This is a genomic window from Pseudomonas sp. E45-MNA-CIBAN-0222, from assembly GCF_040310405.1.
In the GTDB taxonomy this organism is placed as follows: domain Bacteria; phylum Pseudomonadota; class Gammaproteobacteria; order Pseudomonadales; family Pseudomonadaceae; genus Stutzerimonas; species Stutzerimonas stutzeri_AC.
This window is the reverse complement of the sequence record NZ_JBEOPU010000001.1, coordinates 447,982-469,746: the sequence shown is the minus strand read 5'-3', so window position 1 is coordinate 469,746 and position 21,765 is coordinate 447,982. Positions and strand designations below refer to the sequence as shown.

The 21,765-nt window shown below is 58.5% G+C and carries 18 protein-coding genes and 2 pseudogenes; 14 read left to right on the top strand and 6 right to left on the bottom strand.

The window, feature by feature from the left end; translation table 11 throughout:
* Positions 1-8: 8 nt before the first annotated feature.
* Positions 9-1,559 (bottom strand): glycogen synthase GlgA, encoded by a 1,551-nt coding sequence (glgA, locus tag AAEZ08_RS02160; protein ID WP_500123611.1) that lies wholly within the window; start codon positions 1,557-1,559, stop codon positions 9-11.
* A gap of 302 nt (positions 1,560-1,861) precedes the next feature.
* Here glgA and AAEZ08_RS02155 point away from each other — a divergent pair, with 302 nt between their 5' ends.
* Positions 1,862-2,371, top strand: a complete 510-nt coding sequence (locus AAEZ08_RS02155) for a CinA family protein (protein ID WP_003285003.1) — start codon at positions 1,862-1,864, stop codon at positions 2,369-2,371.
* Between the two features lie 3 nt (positions 2,372-2,374).
* Here the strand turns inward: AAEZ08_RS02155 and AAEZ08_RS02150 are convergent, their stop codons facing one another.
* On the bottom strand, positions 2,375-3,487 hold the full coding sequence (locus AAEZ08_RS02150) for a mechanosensitive ion channel family protein (protein WP_003285001.1): 1,113 nt from the start codon (positions 3,485-3,487) through the stop codon (positions 2,375-2,377).
* Positions 3,488-3,692: 205 nt separating this feature from the next.
* Between AAEZ08_RS02150 and AAEZ08_RS02145 the strand changes: the two genes are divergently transcribed.
* Positions 3,693-4,223: a ferritin-like domain-containing protein gene (locus AAEZ08_RS02145; RefSeq protein ID WP_003285000.1), complete on the top strand. Its 531-nt coding sequence runs from the start codon at positions 3,693-3,695 to the stop codon at positions 4,221-4,223.
* A gap of 90 nt (positions 4,224-4,313) precedes the next feature.
* Entirely contained in the window at positions 4,314-4,598 is a 285-nt protein-coding gene (locus AAEZ08_RS02140) for a DUF2061 domain-containing protein (protein WP_003284999.1), read from the top strand.
* Positions 4,599-4,608: 10 nt separating this feature from the next.
* Here AAEZ08_RS02140 and AAEZ08_RS02135 read toward each other — a convergent pair whose 3' ends face one another.
* Positions 4,609-4,878 carry a DUF1652 domain-containing protein gene (locus AAEZ08_RS02135; RefSeq protein ID WP_003284998.1) on the bottom strand — a complete coding sequence of 90 codons (270 nt, stop codon included), beginning with the start codon at positions 4,876-4,878 and terminating at the stop codon, positions 4,609-4,611.
* A gap of 284 nt (positions 4,879-5,162) precedes the next feature.
* Between AAEZ08_RS02135 and AAEZ08_RS02130 the strand changes: the two genes are divergently transcribed.
* The 3 genes from AAEZ08_RS02130 (at position 5,163) to AAEZ08_RS02120 (ending at position 8,712) form a co-directional block, all read left to right on the top strand.
* On the top strand, positions 5,163-5,459 hold the full coding sequence (locus tag AAEZ08_RS02130) for a hypothetical protein (RefSeq protein WP_003284997.1): 297 nt from the start codon (positions 5,163-5,165) through the stop codon (positions 5,457-5,459).
* Positions 5,460-5,484: 25 nt separating this feature from the next.
* Entirely contained in the window at positions 5,485-8,046 is a 2,562-nt protein-coding gene (ligD, locus tag AAEZ08_RS02125) for a DNA ligase D (RefSeq protein ID WP_500123610.1), read from the top strand.
* Between the two features lie 249 nt (positions 8,047-8,295).
* Complete coding sequence (locus AAEZ08_RS02120) at positions 8,296-8,712, top strand: DsrE family protein (RefSeq protein WP_003284995.1); 417 nt, start codon at positions 8,296-8,298, stop codon at positions 8,710-8,712.
* Between the two features lie 90 nt (positions 8,713-8,802).
* Here the strand turns inward: AAEZ08_RS02120 and AAEZ08_RS02115 are convergent, their stop codons facing one another.
* A complete protein-coding gene (locus tag AAEZ08_RS02115) occupies positions 8,803-9,480 on the bottom strand; it encodes a DUF47 family protein (RefSeq protein WP_003284994.1) in 678 nt (225 codons plus the stop codon).
* A gap of 709 nt (positions 9,481-10,189) precedes the next feature.
* Between AAEZ08_RS02115 and AAEZ08_RS02110 the strand changes: the two genes are divergently transcribed.
* The 4 genes from AAEZ08_RS02110 (at position 10,190) to AAEZ08_RS02095 (ending at position 15,037) form a co-directional block, all read left to right on the top strand.
* Positions 10,190-11,485 (top strand): sialidase family protein, encoded by a 1,296-nt coding sequence (locus AAEZ08_RS02110; RefSeq protein ID WP_500123609.1) that lies wholly within the window; start codon positions 10,190-10,192, stop codon positions 11,483-11,485.
* A complete protein-coding gene (locus AAEZ08_RS02105; protein ID WP_102820143.1) occupies positions 11,485-12,099 on the top strand; it encodes a hypothetical protein in 615 nt (204 codons plus the stop codon). Before AAEZ08_RS02110 ends, AAEZ08_RS02105 begins: the two co-directional genes overlap by 1 nt.
* Positions 12,100-12,144: 45 nt before the next feature.
* The gene (locus tag AAEZ08_RS02100) at positions 12,145-14,184 is read left to right on the top strand and encodes an LTA synthase family protein (protein ID WP_500123607.1); all 2,040 of its coding nucleotides are present in this window, start codon (positions 12,145-12,147) and stop codon (positions 14,182-14,184) included.
* Positions 14,185-14,533: 349 nt separating this feature from the next.
* Positions 14,534-15,037 (top strand): copper chaperone PCu(A)C, encoded by a 504-nt coding sequence (locus tag AAEZ08_RS02095; protein ID WP_427701952.1) that lies wholly within the window; start codon positions 14,534-14,536, stop codon positions 15,035-15,037.
* A gap of 42 nt (positions 15,038-15,079) precedes the next feature.
* Here AAEZ08_RS02095 and gorA read toward each other — a convergent pair whose 3' ends face one another.
* Positions 15,080-16,438 carry a glutathione-disulfide reductase gene (gene gorA / locus AAEZ08_RS02090; protein WP_003284987.1) on the bottom strand — a complete coding sequence of 453 codons (1,359 nt, stop codon included), beginning with the start codon at positions 16,436-16,438 and terminating at the stop codon, positions 15,080-15,082.
* Positions 16,439-16,509: 71 nt separating this feature from the next.
* On the opposite strand from gorA, the gene AAEZ08_RS02085 reads away from it, so the two are divergent.
* Positions 16,510-16,932 (top strand): VOC family protein, encoded by a 423-nt coding sequence (locus AAEZ08_RS02085; RefSeq protein ID WP_003284986.1) that lies wholly within the window; start codon positions 16,510-16,512, stop codon positions 16,930-16,932.
* A gap of 125 nt (positions 16,933-17,057) precedes the next feature.
* Here the strand turns inward: AAEZ08_RS02085 and galU are convergent, their stop codons facing one another.
* Positions 17,058-17,897 carry a UTP--glucose-1-phosphate uridylyltransferase GalU gene (galU, locus tag AAEZ08_RS02080; protein WP_003284985.1) on the bottom strand — a complete coding sequence of 280 codons (840 nt, stop codon included), beginning with the start codon at positions 17,895-17,897 and terminating at the stop codon, positions 17,058-17,060.
* 589 nt (positions 17,898-18,486) lie between these two features.
* Between galU and AAEZ08_RS02075 the strand changes: the two are divergent.
* The 3 genes and pseudogenes from AAEZ08_RS02075 to hemN form a co-directional block, all read left to right on the top strand.
* Positions 18,487-19,245: pseudogene (locus AAEZ08_RS02075) on the top strand (HAMP domain-containing protein); the annotation flags it as partial.
* A gap of 339 nt (positions 19,246-19,584) precedes the next feature.
* Positions 19,585-20,109: pseudogene (locus tag AAEZ08_RS02070) on the top strand (methyl-accepting chemotaxis protein); the annotation flags it as partial.
* A 221-nt stretch (positions 20,110-20,330) separates the two neighbouring features.
* Positions 20,331-21,719 (top strand): oxygen-independent coproporphyrinogen III oxidase, encoded by a 1,389-nt coding sequence (gene hemN, locus AAEZ08_RS02065; RefSeq protein ID WP_500123606.1) that lies wholly within the window; start codon positions 20,331-20,333, stop codon positions 21,717-21,719.
* Positions 21,720-21,765 lie beyond the last annotated feature (46 nt).

The following is a 21,765-nucleotide window of genomic DNA, read 5'->3' as shown; positions in this document are numbered from 1 at the left end:
CGACCTCTTCAGATTAAAAGACGGACCTCGCGACGCTCGCCGAGCAATTGCCGGTAAAGCGCGTCATAAGGTTCGATGGCGTGGCGCCAGAAAAATCCCGTCGCCATTGCCCGACAGCGCATTGCGCCGAGTAACTGCGGGTGCTGATGAATGGCTAGCGCCCGTTGAACAGCCTGGCGGTAGCTCGCCGTGTCTGGCTCGTCGAACAGAAAGCCGGTAACACCATCCTCGATGGAGTCGGCCAAACCGCCCGTGCGACGTGCGATCGGCAAGGAGGCATAACGCTGGGCATACATCTGGCTCAGGCCACACGGCTCATAGCGCGACGGCATCAGCAGGAAGTCGCTGCCTGCGAACAGCCGACGCGCATCGGTCTCGTTGAAGCCGATGTGTGCCGCAACGCGCCCAGGGTATTGGGCTGCCAGTTGGCGAACCCGGTTCTCGATGTGGTGATCGCCTTGCCCCAGGATTGCCAGCTGGCCGCCGCCTTCGACGATGGCGTGGGCCACATCGAGCGTCAGATCTACGCCTTTCTGGTGAACCAGGCGCGAAACCACGGCGAACAAAGGCGCCCCGCACTGTTCGAGGCCGAAGGATTCACGGATATAGGCGGCGTTCGCCTCCTTGCCGGTCCAGCGCCGCGCGCTGAAGCCGCTCACCAGATAGGGATCGGTTTCCGGCTCCCAGCTCTCGTCGATACCGTTAAGTAGCCCACTGAGCAGTCCCTGGCGGGCTTTCATGCTGAGGAACCCCTCCATGCCGCAGCCAAACTCCGGCGTGGTGATTTCCTCGGCATAGGTGGCGCTTACGGTGGTTACCCGGTTGGCATAAGCAATACCGGCCTTGAGTAGCGAAAGCTTGCCGTAGAACTCCATGCGTTCGGGGTCGCATGCGTCGGCGGGGATGCCCAGCTGGCGCCGCTGCGACATGTCGATATTGCCCTGATAGGCAAGGTTATGAATGGTGAAAACGCTCGGTGTATTCAGCCCACGCCAGCGCATGTATGCAGGCGTCAGCCCGGCTGGCCAATCGTGCGCATGCACCAGTTCCGGAGCCCAGCTGATGCAGGCGGTACCGGCGGCAATCTCCGCCGCAGCCAGGCCCAGACGGGCGAAGCGAATCGGATTGTCCGGCCAGTCATTGCCATGGCCATCGCCGTAGGGCGAGCCGTCGCGCTCGTAGAGCTCGGGGCAGATCAGTACATAGATGATCAGGCCATCGGGCATGTCCATCCGGCCGATTCGGCAGCCGGGTATATCGGCATAGCCATTGAGCGAGCCAACCGTGCGGATGGCATGCCCGGCGTTGATCACCTGTGAATAGCCGGGGATCAGCACGCGCACGTCGTGTCGTGCACCAAGCGCGCGGGGCAGTGCAGCAGACACATCGGCAAGGCCGCCGGTCTTGACCAGGTCGGTCAGTTCGGAGGTAACGAACAGGATTTTGCGTTTGTCGTCGTGGCTACTGCGAATCTGCAGGGCAGGGCGGGTAACCGGGGGTACAACAGGTTGGGCCTTCGGTAATCCGACAGGCCGGGCGTTCACAGCGGCAATACTCATCTCGATCTCCCCAGAGCCCCGGCGTTCCAGGTGCCGGCGCCAGCTACGAGCATATTTCTCCTATGCAACGATCTGATGACCGCCACATACCATGAACACGACCGGGCTGAACTTGCTTCTTGTAATTGAGTTGCCACGAGGGCACGTAGGACTGCACTGGCCCTACCAAAAACAAGACCGGGCGTCGCGGTAGAAGTTCTTAAAATCCGATCAACAGCCGCCGCAGGAACTCGCAACCAGACAACCTGTTCGGAATATAGAGTCGTTAAGCGATGACCCACGAAAATGGCGGAGCAAGAACCATGCAAGAGATTGAGAACATCGTTGCGTTTCTCCAGCGCGAAGCGCTTGTACTGGCCACCGCCGAATCCTGTACCTGTGGGCTGATGGCATCCCTGCTAGGTGACATTCCTGGGTGCGGAAAGGTGCTCGAATGCGGTTTCGTGGTGTACTCGCCGGAGGCCAAGAACCGCTTGCTAGAGGTGAATTTCGACACCATCGAGGAGTTCGGCCTTACCAGCGAGGAGGTGGCCCGCGAGATGGCCGTAGGCGCCCTTCGTGCCGCCAGCAGCGCCAACATGGCGATCGCCAATACCGGTGTTGCGGACGATGACCAGGAGGACGAGGGCGGTACTCAGTGCTATGCGTATGCACTGAAGCGGGGCGAACGGGTGTTGGTGATGAGCGAAACGGTGCAGTTCGAGGGTGGCCGTGTGGAAATACGCAAGCTGGCCGCCTGGCACGGTTTGATCCGATTGCCGGAAATGTACGTAGGGCTGCTGAAGAAGCTGCACGGTACTGCTAGCGCCTAGGTTTTACACAGGTGGTTGGCGCTCGGGCTCGACGTGCTCCGGCGGTGACATATCGACACGCTGTTTGTGCCCGACGCTTAGGTCTGCCCGGACCTGCGGCAGCGAGTGCGGGTATTGGCGCTGGATGAAGCCGAGCAGGTTCTCGCGAATGTGGCAGCGCAGATCCCAGTTGCGAGACGAATCCGGTGAGCTGACCAAGGCACGCAGCTGGATCGATTTCTCGCTGGTATCGGTCACCTGCAGCACGCATACCCTGCCGTCCCACAGCTCAGGGACTTCCTTGCAAAGGCGCCGCAACTCTTCGCGTAGCGGCTCGAGTGGCAGTGAATAATCGGCCCAGAGAAATACCGTGCCGATCAGGCTGGAGCCACGGCGCGTCCAATTCTGAAAGGGCTTCTCGATGAAGTACTGCAGCGGCACGACCAGCCGGCGGTCGTCCCAAATGCGGACGACTACATAGGTCCCGGTTATTTCCTCAATACGGCCCCATTCGCTCTCGACGATGACTACGTCATCGAGTCGGATCGGCTGGGTCATCGCGATCTGCAGGCCGGCAATTAGATTGGCCAGTACCGGCCTTGCAGCAAAGCCCACTGCCAGGCCTGCAAGACCCGCAGAGGCCAGCAGACTTGCGCCGAATTGGCGGGCACCGGGGAACGTCATCAGCATTGCCGCCGCGCCGATCAGCAGGACGAAGAACGTCAAGGTTCGCAGCAGGACACGTGACTGCGTCTGGATCTGCCTAGCGCGCAGGTTGTCGACCACATTCACCGGGTTTCTCAGCTCGATGAACTGTTGCAACCCCCGCAATAACCGCATCACCAGCCATGTCAGCGCAGCGATGATCAGCAGGGTAGTGACTCGCCGCGCTGCGTTTATCAACAGCAAATCGTCAGGGGCGGATGTCCAGACACCTTGCAACCCAATCAATGGCAGCAGCACCCGAATGGGTTTTTCCAGGTGCTCGGAGAGCTCGCGTGTGAACAGGAAAAGCCGCGCCAAGCGCAGCATCAGAGCCGTCAGCAGGCGGCCGAACAAGCTCAGTACCAACACAACGAACATGGCCGCTACGAGCGTGCGCAGTGCCGGTTGGCTGATGTACTGATCCCATTGCAAAAGGAAGGCAGGAAGTTCGATAGCAAGGGCTCCAGTTCGCCGTTCGTCAGGGCCAGTGACAGGCAGCGTGTGACAAAAGTTCAGGCTCGTCCACTCGCCTGGCGCGCCGGACGGATGGGGGGAACTCTCGTCGGCAGGGTCTTTCACAAAATACAAGCGCGCCGGAAAACACGGCCCGAATTTCCAGACCTGACGGAGAAGAACCATGCAGAGTGCACAGACCGGCAATGATGTACGTACCGAGCGCCTCATCGAGTGGCTTCGCGACGCCCACGCCATGGAAGCCCAGGCCGAGACCATGCTGAACAAGCAGGCGAGCCGTATCGAACATTACCCAGAGCTTAAAGCGCGTATCGAACAGCACATCGCTGAGACCCAGAACCAGGCGAAGCTGATCGAAGGGTGCCTGCAGCGCTACGACAAATCCTACTCAGGTCTAAAAGACCTGGGCGGCAAGATGATGGCGATGGGGCAGGCCATGGGCGGAATGATGGTCAATGACGAAATCGTCAAGGGCGCTCAGATGGGTTACGTGTTCGAGAACCTGGAAATCGCTTCCTACACCATCCTTATCGCCGCCGCCGAAGCGGTGGGTGATATGCAAACCAAGGAAGTTTGCGAGCGCATTCTGGTAGAGGAGGTCGCGATGGCTGATTGGCTGCGCGAGCACCTGCCGGAACTGACGCAGGCCTATCTAACTCGCGCTGTTGAGCCAAACGTGGAAGCCAAGCGCTAAGCGGGTAACGCCCGGCCTTTCTTGCCGGGCTTTCGTGACTTGATAAGGGCGGTGCGGCCACTAGATGGCGTGCACCCGTGGAAGCAATCAATGAAACCAAGACCGCTCGTCAAAACCCTGACCTTCGCCGTCCTGCATTTTGCTACAGCATTCATCGTCGTATATGCGCTCACCGGCAGTGTGGTGCTGGGCGGCGCCGTGGCGCTTATAGAGCCGCTGTGCAACACGGTGGTGTTCTATCTCCATGAGCGGGCCTGGCAACGTTTTGGACGCCAGAAGCCGGTCCAATCCCATAGCTATGGCCACGATGTGTTTCTGAAGTACATGGGTCGCGGACAAACCTCCAGCAGTCGGATTATCCGTACGCCGCGTTAAGCGGCTTCGTTCAACCGGCTCGCTCGAGGGTCTCGGCTTCAGCCAGCGTGCTGCGGGTCGCGAACATTTCTATACGCAGCTCTTGCGCCAAGCGCACCAGATTGGCTGCATCGCGACACTGGTCATAGGAAATCCCTAGAACGGTAAGTTCTTCGTCCGGTGGCTCGTGGAAAAGGCGCACGCTCAGCGAGCTGTCAGCATCGCGGCACTCGCACTGAAACGGCCGCAGATAGGTGTGCAAAATGGCTTCTATTTTGAACAGAGGAAGTCGCGTACTCATAAATCCTCCCTGAATCTGGAAGGTGGCTGAATCGCAGCGTAACGGCTGCTGCGCTCCCTGTTTGTCGTAGCGTCTTTCAACCGTAGCAGCCAGCCCCGGGTTGTAAATGCGGCGATATGTCCACCTGGCGGATTAATTCGCAAGGGCGCTCTGGCAGGCGCTTGCCGGCCATCGCCGTTTATCGGAAGGCCTGCGAGACAGGCGATCCTGAACTCATACCTGCAGGGGGTGACCAAACTAATACCAGACGCGCGTGCTAGCGCCAGCCCCTCGCGGAGACGCACATGAAAAGACTATTACTCACGGCAATCCTGAGTGCTTTGGTCGCTGCCCCTGCCATCGCCCAGTTTCCTGCAGGCACACCCAGGGATGGTACGGGTTCACGCCCGAGCACGATGGGTAATCCCACGCCTCAGGAGGAGGTGGAGACGCGCACGGATGAACAAGGCCGGACCGTAACCGAGGACGGCCGCCCCGTGGCGCCGCCAATGGGCGAGGACGAGAACTCGACTGATCCGAATCGCCATTCAGCGCCAGGCGGCCCGAACGATACCTCTACCGACGCCGGCAAGCTGGAGTAACGGCTGCGCACGAGGAGACCGGGTCATGGCGCTTGATGATTACCAGCGTATGCGTGACTTCGCCGCGACCCCTGAGCCCTCCGGCAAGGTACGGGCGAAATCGCGCAAGCGTGAGGCGCTGCAGTACGTCATCCAGAAACACGATGCCACGCGCTTGCATTACGACTTCCGCCTGGAACTGGACGGCACGCTGAAAAGTTGGGCAATTCCCAAAGGTCCTAGCCTGGACCCAAGGGTGCGCCGGCTCGCCGTGCACGTGGAAGATCACCCACTGGAATACGCCACGTTCGAAGGCAGCATTCCAAAGGGGCATTACGGCGCTGGCGATGTAATCGTCTGGGACCGTGGCATTTGGCTGCCCCTGGGCGACGCTCTGGACGGCTATCGCAAAGGCAAGTTGAAATTCACGCTGGAGGGCGAAAAGCTCGCAGGTAGCTGGAACCTGGTGCGTACGAATCTGGATGGCAAGAAGGAACAGTGGTTCCTAATCAAATCCCGGGACGAAGCTGCGCGCGACGAGAGCGACTACGATGTCGTTGTCGCTGAGCCGGATAGCGTGCTCAGTGATCGCGCGCTCGTACCGCGCAAACGCGGTGTCGCCAAGACTCCCACCCAAATGGCACCTGTCGAGCCGGTCAAAAAGCCGGTCAAGCGAACCACACGCAAGCATCGCTCAAGCGTAACGCTCGAAGGTGCAGTCGCTGCAGAGTTGCCAAATACGTTCAAGCCGCAGCTGGCGACGCTGGTCGATGCGGTACCTAATGGTGACTGGCACTACGAAATCAAGTTCGACGGTTATCGCATGCTGGCTCGGATCGAGTCAGGAGAGGTGCGTCTGTTTACCCGCAATGGCCATGACTGGACTGCCAAGATGCCAGAGCAAGCTGAAGCATTGGCAGGTTTGGGACTGCAGTCCGCCTGGCTGGATGGTGAGGTCGTAGTAGCGGACGAGGAGGGCACGCCGGACTTTCAGGCGTTGCAAAACGCTTTCGAGGTGGGGCGTAGCGGCAGCATTCTTTACTACCTGTTCGACCTGCCATTTCTGAACGGTATGGATTTGCGCCAGGTACCGCTGGAACACCGCCGTGCGGCACTGCAGGAGCTATTGGGCCGCAGCGATAGCGAGTTGCTGCGCTTTTCCGATGGCTTCACCGAGCAGCCCGACAGCATTCTCGAAAGCGCCTGTCAGATGAAGCTCGAAGGGCTGATCGGCAAGCGCGCCGGCAGCTCCTACGTCTCTCGACGTAGCGATAGCTGGGTGAAGATCAAATGCAGTAATCGCCAGGAGTTCATCATCGTCGGCTACACCCAGCCAAAAGGTACGCGCACCGGCTTTGGTGCGCTGCTGCTGGGGCTGCATGATGAAGAGGGTAAGCTGCGCTATGCCGGCAAGGTGGGCACCGGGTTCAATCACGCCACACTGCAGACACTGCACAAACAGCTGAAGAAATTGGAGACCGATGACAGCCCATTGTCCAAGGCACCGCCCGCGGCCGACACACGGGGCGCGCAGTGGCTCAAACCTCAGCTGATGTGTGAAGTCGCTTATGCCGAGATGACTCGCCAGGGCGTCGTCCGCCATTCGGTGTTTCATGGCTTGCGCTCGGATAAACCTGCCGAAGCCATTACCCATGAGCGAGCAAAGCCAGTCGCGCGTGCATCCAGGACGCCAGTCGCGAAGACGGCAGATCCTGTTGGCAGCGGGAAAGTCAGGATTTCCAATCCCGAGCGAGTGATTGACCCCAGCAGCGGCACGACCAAGATCGAACTGGCTCGGTACTACGCGCAGGTGGCCCCCTGGGCGCTGCCGCAACTGCGCGCACGCCCCCTCGCGCTGGTTCGTGCACCGGAGGGCATCAGCGGGGAGCTGTTCTTTCAGAAGCATGCCGACAAGCTGGCCATACCGCATATCACCCAGCTCGATCCCTCACTCGATCCGAAACATGGCGCGCTGATGGTTATCGAAAGCACCGAAGCGCTGGTCGGGGCCGCGCAGATGGGGACCATCGAGCTGCATAGCTGGAATGCCGTAGCGCCCGAACTGGAGCACCCAGACCGCTTTGTGCTCGACCTCGATCCTGACCCGGCGCTGCCCTGGAAGAGCATGATCGAAGCGACTCAGCTGACCCAGACGCTGCTGGACGAAATTGGCCTGGCATCGTTTCTCAAGACCAGCGGCGGCAAGGGCTTACACATTGTGGTGCCGCTCGACCCGGTGCACGACTGGGGCGAAGTGAAGGGCTTCAGCCAGGCTATCGCCAAGTACCTGGCCAAGTTGCTGCCTACACATTTTTCGGCAGTAAGCGGGCCGAAAAACCGGGTCGGGCGCATCTTCATTGACTACCTGCGCAATAGCCGCGGGGCCAGCACCGTTGCTGCGTATTCGGCGCGTGCTCGAGACGGCTTGCCGGTTTCCGTGCCGGTCTACCGGGAGGAGCTGGCGGAGCTGAAAGGCGCGAACAGGTGGACGGTTCGCAATCTCATGGAGCGGCTGCACGAACTCGGTGCTGATGACCCCTGGGCGGATATCGCGCAAACAAGCCAGCGAATCACCGCGCAGATGCGCAAGCAGCTAGGCATGCGCTAGCTGCCGCCGGACCTCCCCAACCGATTCACGACTCTGCGATCGGCACGTCTGCCTGGCCAGACGTTATGCCGCAGCGACGCTGGTGTGCAGACAACAGCCTAGAGTCTACGATTGGAATATACCCCCATGGGTATATAATGTGGGTCGCGGGCGCACGGACTTTGCTGCGCTGCCTATACACCGCTGTCGGCATTGCAGATCTTGCCGGCTTGAAATCCGATTAGCTTTTAGCGTGACGGAGAAACGAACATGAAGAGATTCCTAGCCGCAACCGCCTTATCCGGTTTTGCATGCCTCGCAGTCGCAGAGAGCCAGGCCGTTACGGTGATCCTCAGTGATAGCAGCAATATGACCCAGGGAATGGCCATGGTACTGGCCAATCAGATGCAGGCTCAGGGCGCTCAAGTCGACATCCTGCTGTGTGACCAAGGCGGCGATCTGGCCCTCAAGGATGCCGGAGGTGAAGCCTTGAAACCCAATGACGTGACGCCGGCGCAGCTATTGAGCGCTGCCCTGAAAAAGGGCGCGACCGCTTCGGTTTGCGCGTTGTACCTGCCCAATACAGGACATGCCGCCGAGCAGCTCAAGGATGGAGTCTCCGTCGCCAAACCAGACGCCATGGCGCGCGCCATGCTGGAGCCCCAGCGCAAGGTTTTTAGCTTCTAACGACAGTGATGCGAGCGGGCCTCCGCTCGCGTCATCGCGCATCAAGCGTTGCTGGGGGGCAGTCAGCACAAGCCCCGCGACCTGGACTTTCTAGGCCGCCAGCAACTGCTCCAAGCGCAAGCCGACTTGTTTCGCTTGCGCGGACATGTCCGCGATCAGCTCTATAAATCGATCCAGCGCAGCCACTTCTGTAGCCGGAAGGTTCGCCTCCAGCGAGATCAGCTTTTTCGCGGCTTCGTCGCGGCGTTGCCTGGAGGACAGTTCGATATTGATCAGTTCGTTAATCAGCGTCTGAACCAGAACGGCTTCGCGGCCGCGAAAGCGACTTTCTAGTAGCTCATCCAGCTTTTCCATGATGGCCATGACGTGCGTGATTGCATCTACGGCCCGTAGAAGGTGAACACGAAGCTCGTCTTGCAATGCCATCGGGATCGCCATTTGGCGCAGTGATACAAGACGCGCTGCTTCGCTGCTGCACTTTCCCAGCTCGCTTTGCACGTGAAGCAGGTCGATGATGTCGCCGCGCGGAATCGGCATGAACAATGTGGTGGGTAGATGCAGGCAGATATCTCGCGCGATCCTTTCGCCCTCCTGGCTCAGGTCCCGGATCTGCCGTTCTGCCTTCTGGACGGCGACCCAGTCTTCATCCAATGCACTTCGCAGCAGGGGGATGAGCAATTTCACAGCGCTGTGTAGCTGGGCAAAATGGTAGCGCTGTTGCTTGAAAGGGGAGCGGGCTACAAGCCCGCACAGGGCGTGGTTAGTCATACAAAGTCTCCGGTAATCGAGCACAAACGGTTGTTGCTCGATTGAGGCCCTGTCTTGTTGCAATTGGATGAAACCTGGATGGCCACATCTGCAATTGAATTGGTAGTTGGAACGATCTAGACGCGATCTGAGGGCTAGTATCGAACTGCCAGTCTCAGGCCGCGATGTTATTGATCGTTCAGTGCTGCGAGGTCGTGATCTTGAGTATTGGTTTCGTGCAGGGTTGCTTGCCGTATCGGCATTCCTAGCGACGCATCAGTGCTGCGCTATGGCCTCGTGCAATAAAGCGGGCGGGTTGGCCGTGCTGGGTACCCATTCATAACCGAAGTGGCACGCCAGCCGTCGCGATATCCCAAGCCCAAAGGGTAGGGTGCGGCAATTTGCCACGGAGATTTTGCGGCATTATATTGCGATGCCAGCATCGCAACGGCACTTGTACTTATCAGGGTTCTGGGCGGTGTGCCGGTACACCATCAACAATTAGGCAGGCCGTAGTTCGAAGCTGAGAGGTTGCGCCGACCGCCGCGCTCGGCCATGATCGGCGGCTGCTTTAGTACGGCCTGCGGCCTCTGCCACCCATAAGTCGAGTACCTCCCTTGTAGAGACCAACCAACACGGTTCTTCCACGCCTTGGCGCTCCGAGGCATGAGTCTCGTCGTTTCTTGCAAAGCGCTGGATGCGTCGTGTGTTTATATGGATATGGTTTTCTATGAGTTCTGGAAAGTACGGATTTCTCCCTTCTTGGCTCTGTGCCATCGCTGTTGCTGCCGTCTTCACTAGCACCTGGTGGCTTTATCCTGATCGAGCCGTCTCTGGTTTTGCTGTGACGACAGGCCCCGTTGGGCTGATCGATGCTGCGGCACCGTTCTACAGCACCCGTTTTGCGTCTTCTGACATAGATGAGTTCGTTCATGCGTCTTCGGTGACTTCATTGCCGGACGGCGGATTGATGGCCGTATGGTTTGCAGGCTCGAGAGAGGGCGCCGCGGATGTACAGGTCCGGGGCGCCCGCTACGACGACCTTACGGGGGAGTGGGGCAGCGAGCTGGTTCTGGCAACGCGGGAGTCGACCCAGGAAGCGACTCAGAAACACATACGCAAATTGGGTAATCCGGTAATCGCGCTGGCACCGGATAACAAACTGTGGCTGTTCTATGTGTCGGTATCGATTGGGGGCTGGGCTGGAAGCGCCATAAACGCCATGTACTCGGACGACCTTGGCGAGACCTGGTCGACGCCAAAGCAGCTAATTACTACTCCCTTCCTGAATATCAGCACGCTGGTGCGCAACGCCCCGGTATTCCATAGCGACGGCACAATCGGGCTGCCCGTTTACCACGAGTTTCTCGGCAAGTTTGCCGAGTATCTATATATCAGCCCAAGCGGCGACGTAATTGGAAAAAGCCGAATCAGCAAGGGCATGGATTCGCTGCAGCCCACGGTTGTGCCGATGGATGAACAAAGGGCTATTGCGATGTTGCGTTATGCGGGGGCTGCCCACCATAAGGTGCTTGCAAGTCGTACGGAGGACGCAGGGCGAACCTGGAGCGAGCCTTATCCCATTGATCCGGCCAATCCCAACTCCTCCCTCGCTGCGGTCGCCACGCCGAATCATGGGCTGCTGGTTGCTCTGAACGATCTTGAGGACGGGCGCTTCCGTCTTCGCCTGATGGAAACCAACTCTGGCCTAGAGCTCTGGAAGCCAGTATTCGACCTTGACGAATCGCCAGATCCAGAAGGCAATCCGTTTAGCCCGCAGGCATATAGAGAGATCATCGGCGACAAATTCCGCCTTTCCAGCGGTGCGCGACGCCTGCCGCTGGTAGATGAGTTTCTTGCCAATCTGGATAGGCGGGTTTGTAGCGCCCACGGCTGCGACTTCGAATACGAGTACCCGTACTTCATTCGCAGTGCCGATGGCCTCTACCATTTGGTTTACTCCTGGAACAACACTTTCATCAAACACGTCAGCTTCAATGATGCCTGGCTTGAGGAGCAGCTCTAATGCCCGAGCTTTGGCAAGCGCATCTGACCTTTGCGTTACTCGTGTTCATTGTCCTTTCTGGGTTCGGCCTGAGTCGGGCTATTAACGGGGCTGGCCTGTTGTTACTTCTAATGGTCAGCTTCCTTCCCATGAATGGTCTTTCGCTGGCTGCTTACATGCGCAGTTTTACCGACGATGTGGCTGTTACAACGCTGGTCGCGCTGGTGTTTTTCGCAGCGTTACGTATGCGTTTGGTAGTACCGCCAAGCCCAAATGCACTGATTCAGCTATTCATTTTAATGGGAGGGCTATCGCTCTTTCTCTATCCGGCGACCATGGGCCTGTCTTACTTCGACCCCTATCAAATCGGGTATAGCCCACGTCCATTGATTGCGCTTGTCGGTGTGGTTGCCTTGGGGCTCGTGATACTGAAGAACTGGTTGGGTGTGTGCATGCTGGGGCTGGCAACACTGGCATTCAGCCTGGGCCTCAAGCCTTCCCCCAATTATTGGGATTACCTGTTGGACCCCTTCATCGCATTGTTCAGCCTCGGCGCACTGATTGTTTATGTTGCCAAGGCGCTTTTGCGCAGGATGAATGGACGACAGGATTCCACCCGGACCGTAAGCCTCTGATGGCTAGCTGGCGCATTTGACGATTCAATAACGAGGTTTTGAATAATGGGTTGGCTCCATTCGCGGCGCTTGCACTATTGGTTTGGTGCAGTCGCAATTCTGTTCATCGTGCTTGCAGTGTTGCGCGGGATTTTCTTCGTTGGCTTTTCGGGGTTTGAAACTGGCGCACTCAGCGAGGTCGAAGCCGTACCGGAAACACTAGGAATAGGGCTGCGATTCGATCTTCGGCTGGCAATCTTGCTAATGTTGCCGGTCGCGCTGCTCGCGTGGATTCCCGTTTGGAACATGACGCGCTCGCACGCCGTTCGTTGGCTGGCACGGCTGTATCTGGCACTTGCACTTGGTGCAGTGTTTCTCGTTTATGTCATCGACTTCGGGCACTACGCCTATCTGGGTGTGCGCATCAACGCCACCGTATTGCGCTTTCTCGAAGACGCGCAGATATCTACCGACATGGTTTGGCAAACCTATCCCGTGGTCTGGATTTCGCTGGCATGGGTCACCACAACCACCTTGGTTTGGTGGCTCTTGGTGCGCTTCGAGCGGATAACGCTGGATCGCCCGGCCAAGCTGATCAGTCGCTTTTCGCGGACCTGGGGAAGTGCGGCAATGGTTGCGGTTGTTTTCCTGGGCATTCTCGGCCGCACAGAAAATATCAACCTGGACAACCCCGTGCCGCTCCGCTGGAGTGACGCCTTCTTCTCTGGCGACAACCAGATCGCTGCGCTCGGCCTGAACCCGGTAGTCTTCCTTTACGACACTCTGAAGGTGCCGAATCAGCCGTACGACCGAGATCAGGTTGAGGTTCATTACGAAGTCGTCAGTCGGTATCTGGGCGTCGATCAACCGGATGCCAAAACGCTGAATTTCAGCCGAGAGCAGGGCGCTCAGCCATATGCGATTGCCGGGAAGCAACCGCCGAACGTCGTCTTCGTCATGCTTGAGTCCTTAGGAACTAGCGCCGTGGGTGCCTACGGCAATCCGCTCAATCCCACCCCAAATATTGATCGCTTGGCCAAGCAAAGCCTGTTCTTCAAGAACTTCTACGTTCCCGTCACCGGCACTGCGAAAACCGTCTGGGCGAGTATTTCCGGTGTTCCGGACGTGTCACGACAGGAAACCGCGACGCGTAACCCGCTGATCACTCGTCAGCACAGTCTTGTGAACGCCCTGCAGGGGTACGACAAGTACTACATGATTGGCGGCAACTCCGGCTGGGCGAATATGAACGCCTTGATCCGCCAGAGCATCGACGACATCCAGTTATTTGAAGAGCGTCATTGGAAATCGCCCATGGTCGATGTCTGGGGAGTCTCCGACCTGGACCTGTTCAAAGAGAGCGACCGGATACTGCGAGAGCAGGGGGAGGGCAAGCCGTTCTTCGCCTATATCCAGACTGCTGGCAATCATCGGCCATTCACCATACCCAAGCAGAACGATGGCTTCGAAGTGCTCGATCTGCCGCTTGAGAAAGTCCAGAGCGCCGGCTCCCGCAGCGTGGCGCAATATAATGCGGTCCGCCTTCTGGACTTCAATATCGGGCGCCTGATGGAGATTGCGCAGGAAGGCGGCTGGTACGACAACACCATTTTCGTGATGTTTGGTGATCACAACACCCGTATCAGTCAGATCCCTCACATGCCTCCAGCATTTGAAAAGCTGGGGCTTGAGAGCAATCACGTGCCGCTGCTAATTCATGCGCCCAAGCTGCTCGAGCCCCGCGTAATTGAAGAAGCCGTGGGCCTGGTCGACTTGCTGCCAAGCGTGCTGGGCATGGCTGGGATGGAGTTTCGTAACGGTGCAATGGGACGCGATATCCAGCAGCCAGCTCCCGAAGGCGAACGCGTGGTTCCGCTGGTGCTCAGGGAAGGCACATTCCCGGTAATCGGCGGCGTAACCAAAGATTTTCTTCTGCAGATGCAGCACGATGGCAGTCAACCGACCCTCCATGACATCGCTTCGCAAGAGCCACTGGAAAACGTAGCCGACCAGCACCCTGAGGAGTTCAAGCGTCTTGTCGCACTCACGCGCGGCCTGCACGAGACATCGAGGCTGATGCTGTATCAGAACGTCAGAAAGAACTGAGCATCCTGCCGGGACATCCCGGCAGAGCTTCCCATCTGGTTGATACGTTGCGAATCACATGCTGCAGGCAACTCAAGCGGATAGTCCCACCCCATAATGATACTCAGTATTCGCATAATCTATATTATGTTAAATGGTGGATACTGATCCCCTCAACGCCTTGGGCTTCCGCTGCCCTCTGTCTTCCGGCAGCTTCGAATTCTTTGCCAAGACCTGATTAGCTTCTAGTGTGGTGACTGCCAACACTCAGCTGCGTAACCTCTCAATCCAATGTCGCGTTACGCCGCGTCGCGTTGCAAGCCTGCAGCGGCGTAATATGACGGCATCTAAACGGAACTGGAGTTTTCTCATGCTGCTTCGCTTATTGGCCGCCAGTACTCTTGTAGCGCTCTGTCTACCTGCTGTTGCGCAGGATCACAATCACGACCACGCCCCGGTGCAAGCCGCTACAGGTGATCTGGCAGTCAGCCAGGCATGGTCGCGTGCGATGCCTCCCAGCGCGCCAACCGGTGCGGTGTATTTCGTTCTGGAAAATCGCGGTGAGCAGCCGCAGCGTTTAGTCGGCGCGCAGACTTCGCGTGCTGAAAAAACCGAGCTGCATACCCACGTACATCAGGGCGACATGATGAAGATGCAGCGGATTGAAGCGGTCGACGTACCTGCTGGTGGCAAGGTGGAGTTCAAGCCGGGTGGCAACCATGTGATGCTATTTGGGCTCAAGCAGCCGCTGGTGGCTGGCGAAAGCTTCCCTGTTACGCTGCAGTTCGAAAATGGCGGAGAGATCACCACTGAAGTCAGCATTGAAGTCGATGCCCCGGCTGCCAGCGGTGCTGCGTCAGGGCATCATCACTGAGTCATTAGGCGCGCCGCTTGGGTCGGTGCGCCCTTCCCGTCTTCAGATCGCTGCGGGCGTTCGCATAGTGACGAATTCTTCGGCGGCGGTTGGGTGAATGCCCAGCGTGTCGTCGAACACTTGCTTGGTTGCACCAGCCTTTAGCGCTACGCCCAGCCCCTGCATGATCTCGCCGGCATCCGGCCCGGCCATGTGGCAACCCAGAACACGGTCGGTCTCGGAATCCACCACGAGTTTCATCAGGCTCCGTTCGAGGCTATCGGTCATGGTGAGCTTCATCGGACGGAAACGGCTTTCGAAGATCGTCACCTTGTAACCCTGCTCGCGAGCTTCTTCCTCGGTCAGTCCGACGGTCGCCATGTTCGGCAGGCTGAACACCGCGGTCGGGATGGTCGTGTAATCGACCTTGCGATACTGCTCGGGCTTGAATAGCCGCCGCGCGACGGCCATGCCCTCGGCAAGTGCGACAGGTGTCAACTGCACGCGACCGATCACATCGCCGATCGCCAGGATCGAAGACACCGACGTGCGGTATTCATCGTCGACAGCAATGAAACCTCGGGCATCCAGCGCTACCCCGGTCTGGTCCAGCCCCAGGTTGTCGAGCATTGGGCGACGGCCCGTCGCGTAAAAGATGCAGTCTGCTTCCAGCGTTCGACCGTTTTCCAGCGTGGCGAGCAGGCTACCGTCAGCCTGTTTGTCGATGTGCACGATGTTGGCATTGAACTGCAGATCCACGCCCTTCTTGATCATCTCGTCCTTCAGGTGGTCGCGAAGCGATCCGTCGAAACCACGCAGGAACAGCTCACCGCGATAGAGCAGCTTGGTATCGGCACCGCAGCCATGGAAGATCGAGGCAAATTCGACCGCAATATAGCCCCCACCGACCACCAGCACACGGCGCGGTAGGGATTCGAGATAGAAAGCTTCATTGGATGTGGTGGCGTGTTCACGCCCCGGAATCGCCGGCACATGGGGCCAGCCCCCGGTAGCGATCAGGATGTGCTCGGCGGTGTACTGCTTGCCCTCGACTTCGACGGTATGGGCATCGACCAGGCGCGCATGCGCTTGTATCAGGGTCACGCCGCTATCCACCAGAATGCTGCGGTAGATGCCGTTCAGTCGCTGGATTTCTCGGTCCTTGTTGGCGATCAGGGTTTTCCAGTCGAAGGTCGCGCCGTCGATGGTCCAGCCGTAACCCTGGGCCTGGCCAATGTCCTCGGCGTAATGGGCGCCGTAGACCAGCAATTTTTTCGGCACACAACCGACGTTAACGCAGGTTCCGCCTAGGTAACGGCTTTCTGCGACTGCCACCTTTGCACCAAAACCTGCGGCGAAGCGCGCAGCACGCACGCCACCGGAACCTGCGCCAATGACGAATAGATCGAAGTCGTAAGCCATGTAATGTTGTCTCCTTGTGTAGCGAACAGCATAACCCAGGCTTTCGGCCTGATTCACCGAAGGAGTGCCACATGCGCCCTACCCTCACCCATTTGGCTCTGCACGTGCCGGATTTGGAAGCTTGTATCGAATTCTATGCACGATTCTGTGGCATGCATGTGTTTCACGAGCGTGCAGGAAAGGGTTCGCGCATCGTCTGGATGGCGGAGCCTGGGAAAGAGCGTGAGTTCATATTCGTAATCATGCCCGGCGGCAAGGATCGATCGCTGGCGGCGGATGACTACAGCCATTTCGGCTTTGCGCTGGCTAGCCGGGAGGAAGTGGATGCGATTGCCAACATGGCGCGCAGGGCCGGCTGTCTGATATGGGAGCCGCGCGACGAGCCTTACCCAGTAGGCTACTACTGTGGTTTGCGTGACCCGGCGGGCAACTATGTCGAGTTCAGTTACGGACAACCACTCGGGCCTGGCGCCGAGGACATACCCTCCCCTTGAAACGCAAAAGCCACCCGAAGGTGGCTTTTGTAAGGATCCTGGTCCGCAGGGCAGGCCCTTTTCCCGCATCAGGTAGCGAAGCGGTGTGAAGCTCGCCCTGCGGAAGACCCATCAGATTCCAAGTGTCAGAACGCCTTTCCGGTGAGGTAGAAGTGCTCGTAGCAGAAGTTGGTCGCTGCGATGTAGCCTTCGGCGCTACCACAGTCGAAGCGCTGGCCCTTGAACTTGTACGCCAGTACGCAACCATCTTGAGCCTGACGCATCAGCGCGTCGGTGATCTGGATTTCGCCGCCCTTGCCCGGCTCGGTCTGTTCGATCAGATCGAAGATGTCCGGGGTGAGAATGTAACGGCCAATGATCGCCAGGTTAGAAGGCGCGTCTTCCGGCTTGGGTTTCTCGACCATGTGACTCACGCGGAAGATGTCGTCGCGGATCATCTCGCCGGCGATTACGCCGTACTTGCTGGTCTCTTCCGGCGGGACTTCCTGGATCGCCACGATCGAGCAACGGAACTGGTTGTAAAGCTTGACCATCTGGGCCAGTACTGGGTCGCCGTCCAGGTTGATGCACAGGTCATCCGCGAGCACCACGGCGAAAGGTTCGTCGCCGATCAGCGGGCGACCGCTGAGAATAGCGTGGCCGAGGCCTTTCATCTCCACCTGGCGGGTGTAGGAGAAGCTGCATTCGTCGATCAGGCGGCGAATACCGACCAGGTACTTTTCCTTGTCGGTGTTGCGGATCTGATGTTCCAGCTCGTAGCTGATGTCGAAATGGTCTTCCAGCGAACGCTTGCCACGTCCGGTAACGATCGCGATCTGGTTCAGTCCAGCCGCCAGTGCCTCTTCAACCCCGTACTGAATCAGGGGCTTGTTCACCACCGGCAGCATTTCCTTGGGCATGGCTTTGGTTGCAGGAAGAAAACGTGTGCCATATCCGGCAGCGGGAAAAAGGCATTTCTTGATCATGTGAGTCCTTGAAATAAAGGTTCCAGTCGATGCACTGCCATCGAAAACAGCAGCTGCCTTGCAGTGTTGCCCGGTCTTGCCGGCGTAGAGCCTACGACCATCTTTTTCCACAGGGGTTCGCAGCAAGCGCAACGGACGAATGCAGAAAATATGCCTGCCGCACAACTTCGCTCAGACGGCGCCGCAACGCTAATCGGGCTTCGTCATTCTGTAAAGCTATGCCGGCACTACCGTGGATTCATGCTTCGAAAATGACGCACAACTATAGATACATAACTCTGCCAATTGGCTATTACGCTTTGATAGCAGTCTTCGTACCCGAAAGGTGTAAGCGTTACTGACCTAAATCAGTAAAACCGGTGATAGCGCTGTTATTGGTCGCCAATGGCGATCTTCCTCTGCTGGAAAGCCATACCATGGCCCGTCCAAATAATGGCGCATGGCTATCATTCGCGATGACTTCAAGAATTCGTTTGGCCCGCCGATATGACTTTCAGATTGTCCGGCTTGCCGCTGCGTCGAAGAGAACCCGTAAAAACGAGTGCGTAATGACCGCTACCTCCGTGTGGCAGTAGTACTAAGGAAACCCATGAACAACAGTTCTGCCTCTCGACAAATGTCCGTACAGACAAAGATCAATCTGGCGCTCGTACTGGTGCTGGTTGCGATCATGTCCGCCTCGCTGTTTTTCGCGGCCAGCACGGAGAAGCGACTTGTGCTGCAGGTTGTCGAGCAGCAGACCAAGGATGCCGCCGACTCCTATTTCGATAGCATCAACACCATGATGCTCACTGGCACCATGGCCCAGCGAGAGGTGCTGCGGAACAAAATCCTTGCACGACCAGGCGTCATTGATGCGCGCATCATCCGCAGCGACGAAATCACAAAGGTATTCGGCCCCGGCTATGACCACCAGGCCCCCGCCGATGCTCTGGACCGCCGTGCACTGAGCGGGGAAGAGATCATTGAGGTAGAAAAGCGCGATGGCAGCCGTGTGCTCACAGTCATCAATCCAATTCTTGCTCATGCGGACTACCGCGGCACCAACTGCCTGACCTGTCACCAAAGCGCCGAGAATGCAGTCATGGGAGCCGTGCGCATCAGCTATGACCTAAAGGCTCTTGATGAGGAAGTCGACCGCAACATCCTTATCAGTGCGGGGATTCAGTTGCTGCTGCTGGTCATCGGCGTGGTCGTCATGTGCATGACCGTGCGCCATGTGATCATCCGTCGTATCAATGCCATGCGCCACACCATGGACTCCATGGCTAAAGATGAAGACCTCAGCCGTAGCGTTGCCGTAGGGGCGAAGGATGAGATCGGTGCAATGGGCGATGCCTTCAATCACATGATTGGCAAGTTCCGCCATAGCCTGGAAGCAGTCACAGGAGTCACTCGTCAACTGAGCGACGTATCGGAAAGGGTTTCCCATGTAGCGGAGAAGACGCTGTCTGCCGTCAACGAGCAGCGCAGCGAAACCGACATGGTCGCCTCGGCGATGAACGAGATGAGTGCAACCGTGCAGGAAGTCGCACGTAACGCCAGCCAGACTGCTACTGCGTCTGCAGGCGCGGACAGTGAATCCAAGGCCGGCGTGAAGGTTGCCACCGAGGCACTCGACGGTATCGAAGTGCTGATCGCCGAAATCGAGAAGGCGGCTCAGGTCATCCAGCGCGTCGAAAGCGACAGCGCCAGCATCGACATGGTGCTCGGCGTGATCAATGGCATCGCCGAGCAGACCAACCTGCTCGCCCTGAACGCAGCGATCGAAGCCGCACGGGCTGGCGAACAGGGTCGCGGATTTGCGGTGGTTGCCGATGAGGTGCGCACGCTAGCCTCGCGCACACAGAAATCCACCGAAGAAATCCAGGCGATGATCGAGCAACTGCAAAGCGGCGTACGCAATGCGGTCCAGGCGATGAAGGAGGCACAATTGCGTGCCCGCTCGGGATCGGAATGCGTCGAGAAAGCTGCACAAAGCCTCGGCTTGATCGCCGGCGAGGTCGGCACCATCAACGAGATGAACACCCAGATCGCAACGGCCGCCGAGCAGCAAAGCTCGGTTGCCGAAGAGATCAATCGCAATATCTCGACCATTAGCCGTATTGCCGATACCACGTCCGCCGACGCAACGCAGACCTCGGAGATCAGCGACGAATTGGTGCGTCTGGCGACTGAGCTGAATCGCCTGGTCGGCCAGTTCAAGCTCTGACCACCACGGCGTTGCCTCCACGGCCGCGCCCCGTGCGCACTTCGAATCGCCAAACGGTGCGGTTTGGAGTGCCGCCGGGGCGCTATTCTTGATCTGAGACAGTCGGCGCGAAGAAGCGAATCGTCCATAATCCGCGCCCATGACCTGCCGGAGGCGGACATCCAAGAGGTGACACCGCATTCCGCGCATGACTCCGAATTCAACCTTAGGTGACAACGAACATGGACCAACTGCCGAGCTTCGACCGCGCCCTGGTCGAGAAATACGACCGTCCCGGTCCGCGCTACACCTCCTACCCCACTGCCCCGCAGTTCCACCAGGCCTTCGCCCAGGATGATTACCGTGCCGCCGCCGCACGCAGCAATCAGGCGCAAACGCCCAAGCCGCTGTCGGTGTACATCCATATCCCGTTCTGCAAGAGCCTTTGCTACTACTGCGCTTGCAACAAGATCATCACCCACAAGACCGATCGCGCGGTCGAGTACCTTGAGTATCTCAAGCGCGAAATCGCCATGCAGGGCGAACTCTTCGATCGTTCGCGCAAGCTCACTCAGCTGCACCTCGGCGGTGGCACACCTACCTACTTCACCAGCGAGCAGCTGGCCGACCTGATGGCGAGCCTGCATCAGGCGTTCAACATGGATGACAGCGACAACCACGAGTTCTCGCTGGAAGTCGACCCGCGCACCGTCACGCCTGAGCAGATTCACGGTCTGCGCAAACTGGGCTTCAACCGGCTGAGTTTCGGCGTGCAGGATTTTGACGAGCAGGTGCAGATCGCCGTCAATCGCATCCAGACCGAAGAGCAGACCCGCGAGCTGGTACAGGCCGCGCGTGATGCGCAATTCAAGTCCATCAGCGTCGACTTGATTTACGGCTTGCCGCTGCAGACGGTGGCCAGCTTCGACACCACGCTGGACAAGATCATCGACATCCGCCCCGATCGCATCGCGGCTTACAGCTACGCCCACCTGCCTGAGCTGGTGCGAGCGCAGAAGCTGATTCGCCCAGAGGACATGCCGCCGCCGGAGCGCAAGCTCGAGCTGCTGGAGTTGACCATCCAGCGCCTTACCGCCGCCGGCTACATCTATATCGGTATGGATCACTTCTCCCTGCCGGAAGATGAGCTGGCCCTGGCGCGTGCCAACGGCACGCTGCAACGCAACTTCCAGGGTTATTCGACCCATGCCGATTGCGACCTGATCGGCCTGGGCATTTCCTCCATAGGCAAGGTCGCCGACAGCTACAGCCAGAACGTCAAGGAGCTTTCGCAATACTACGCGCGGCTCAACGACGGCATGCTACCTGTGCACCGCGGCTACAAACTGAGCGACGACGACTGCCTGCGCCGTGACGTGATCGTTTCGCTGATGTGCCATAGCCGCGTCGACTACCGCCAGATCGAACAGAAACATGGCATCGATTTCCGGGAATATTTCGCCGATTCGCTGGCAAAGCTTGCCGAACCGGTTGCCGATGGCCTGGTCGAGCTGCACGACGACGCACTGGTCCTGCTGCCGCAGGGGCAGCTGATGATGCGCAATGTCGCCATGGCGTTCGACGCCTACCTCGGCGGCGAGCAGCGCGGTCGTTTTTCGCGCACGGTCTGAGCTCGCGACTTCCACAACAGGCGGCGCTCAGCCGCCTGCTGTTGTC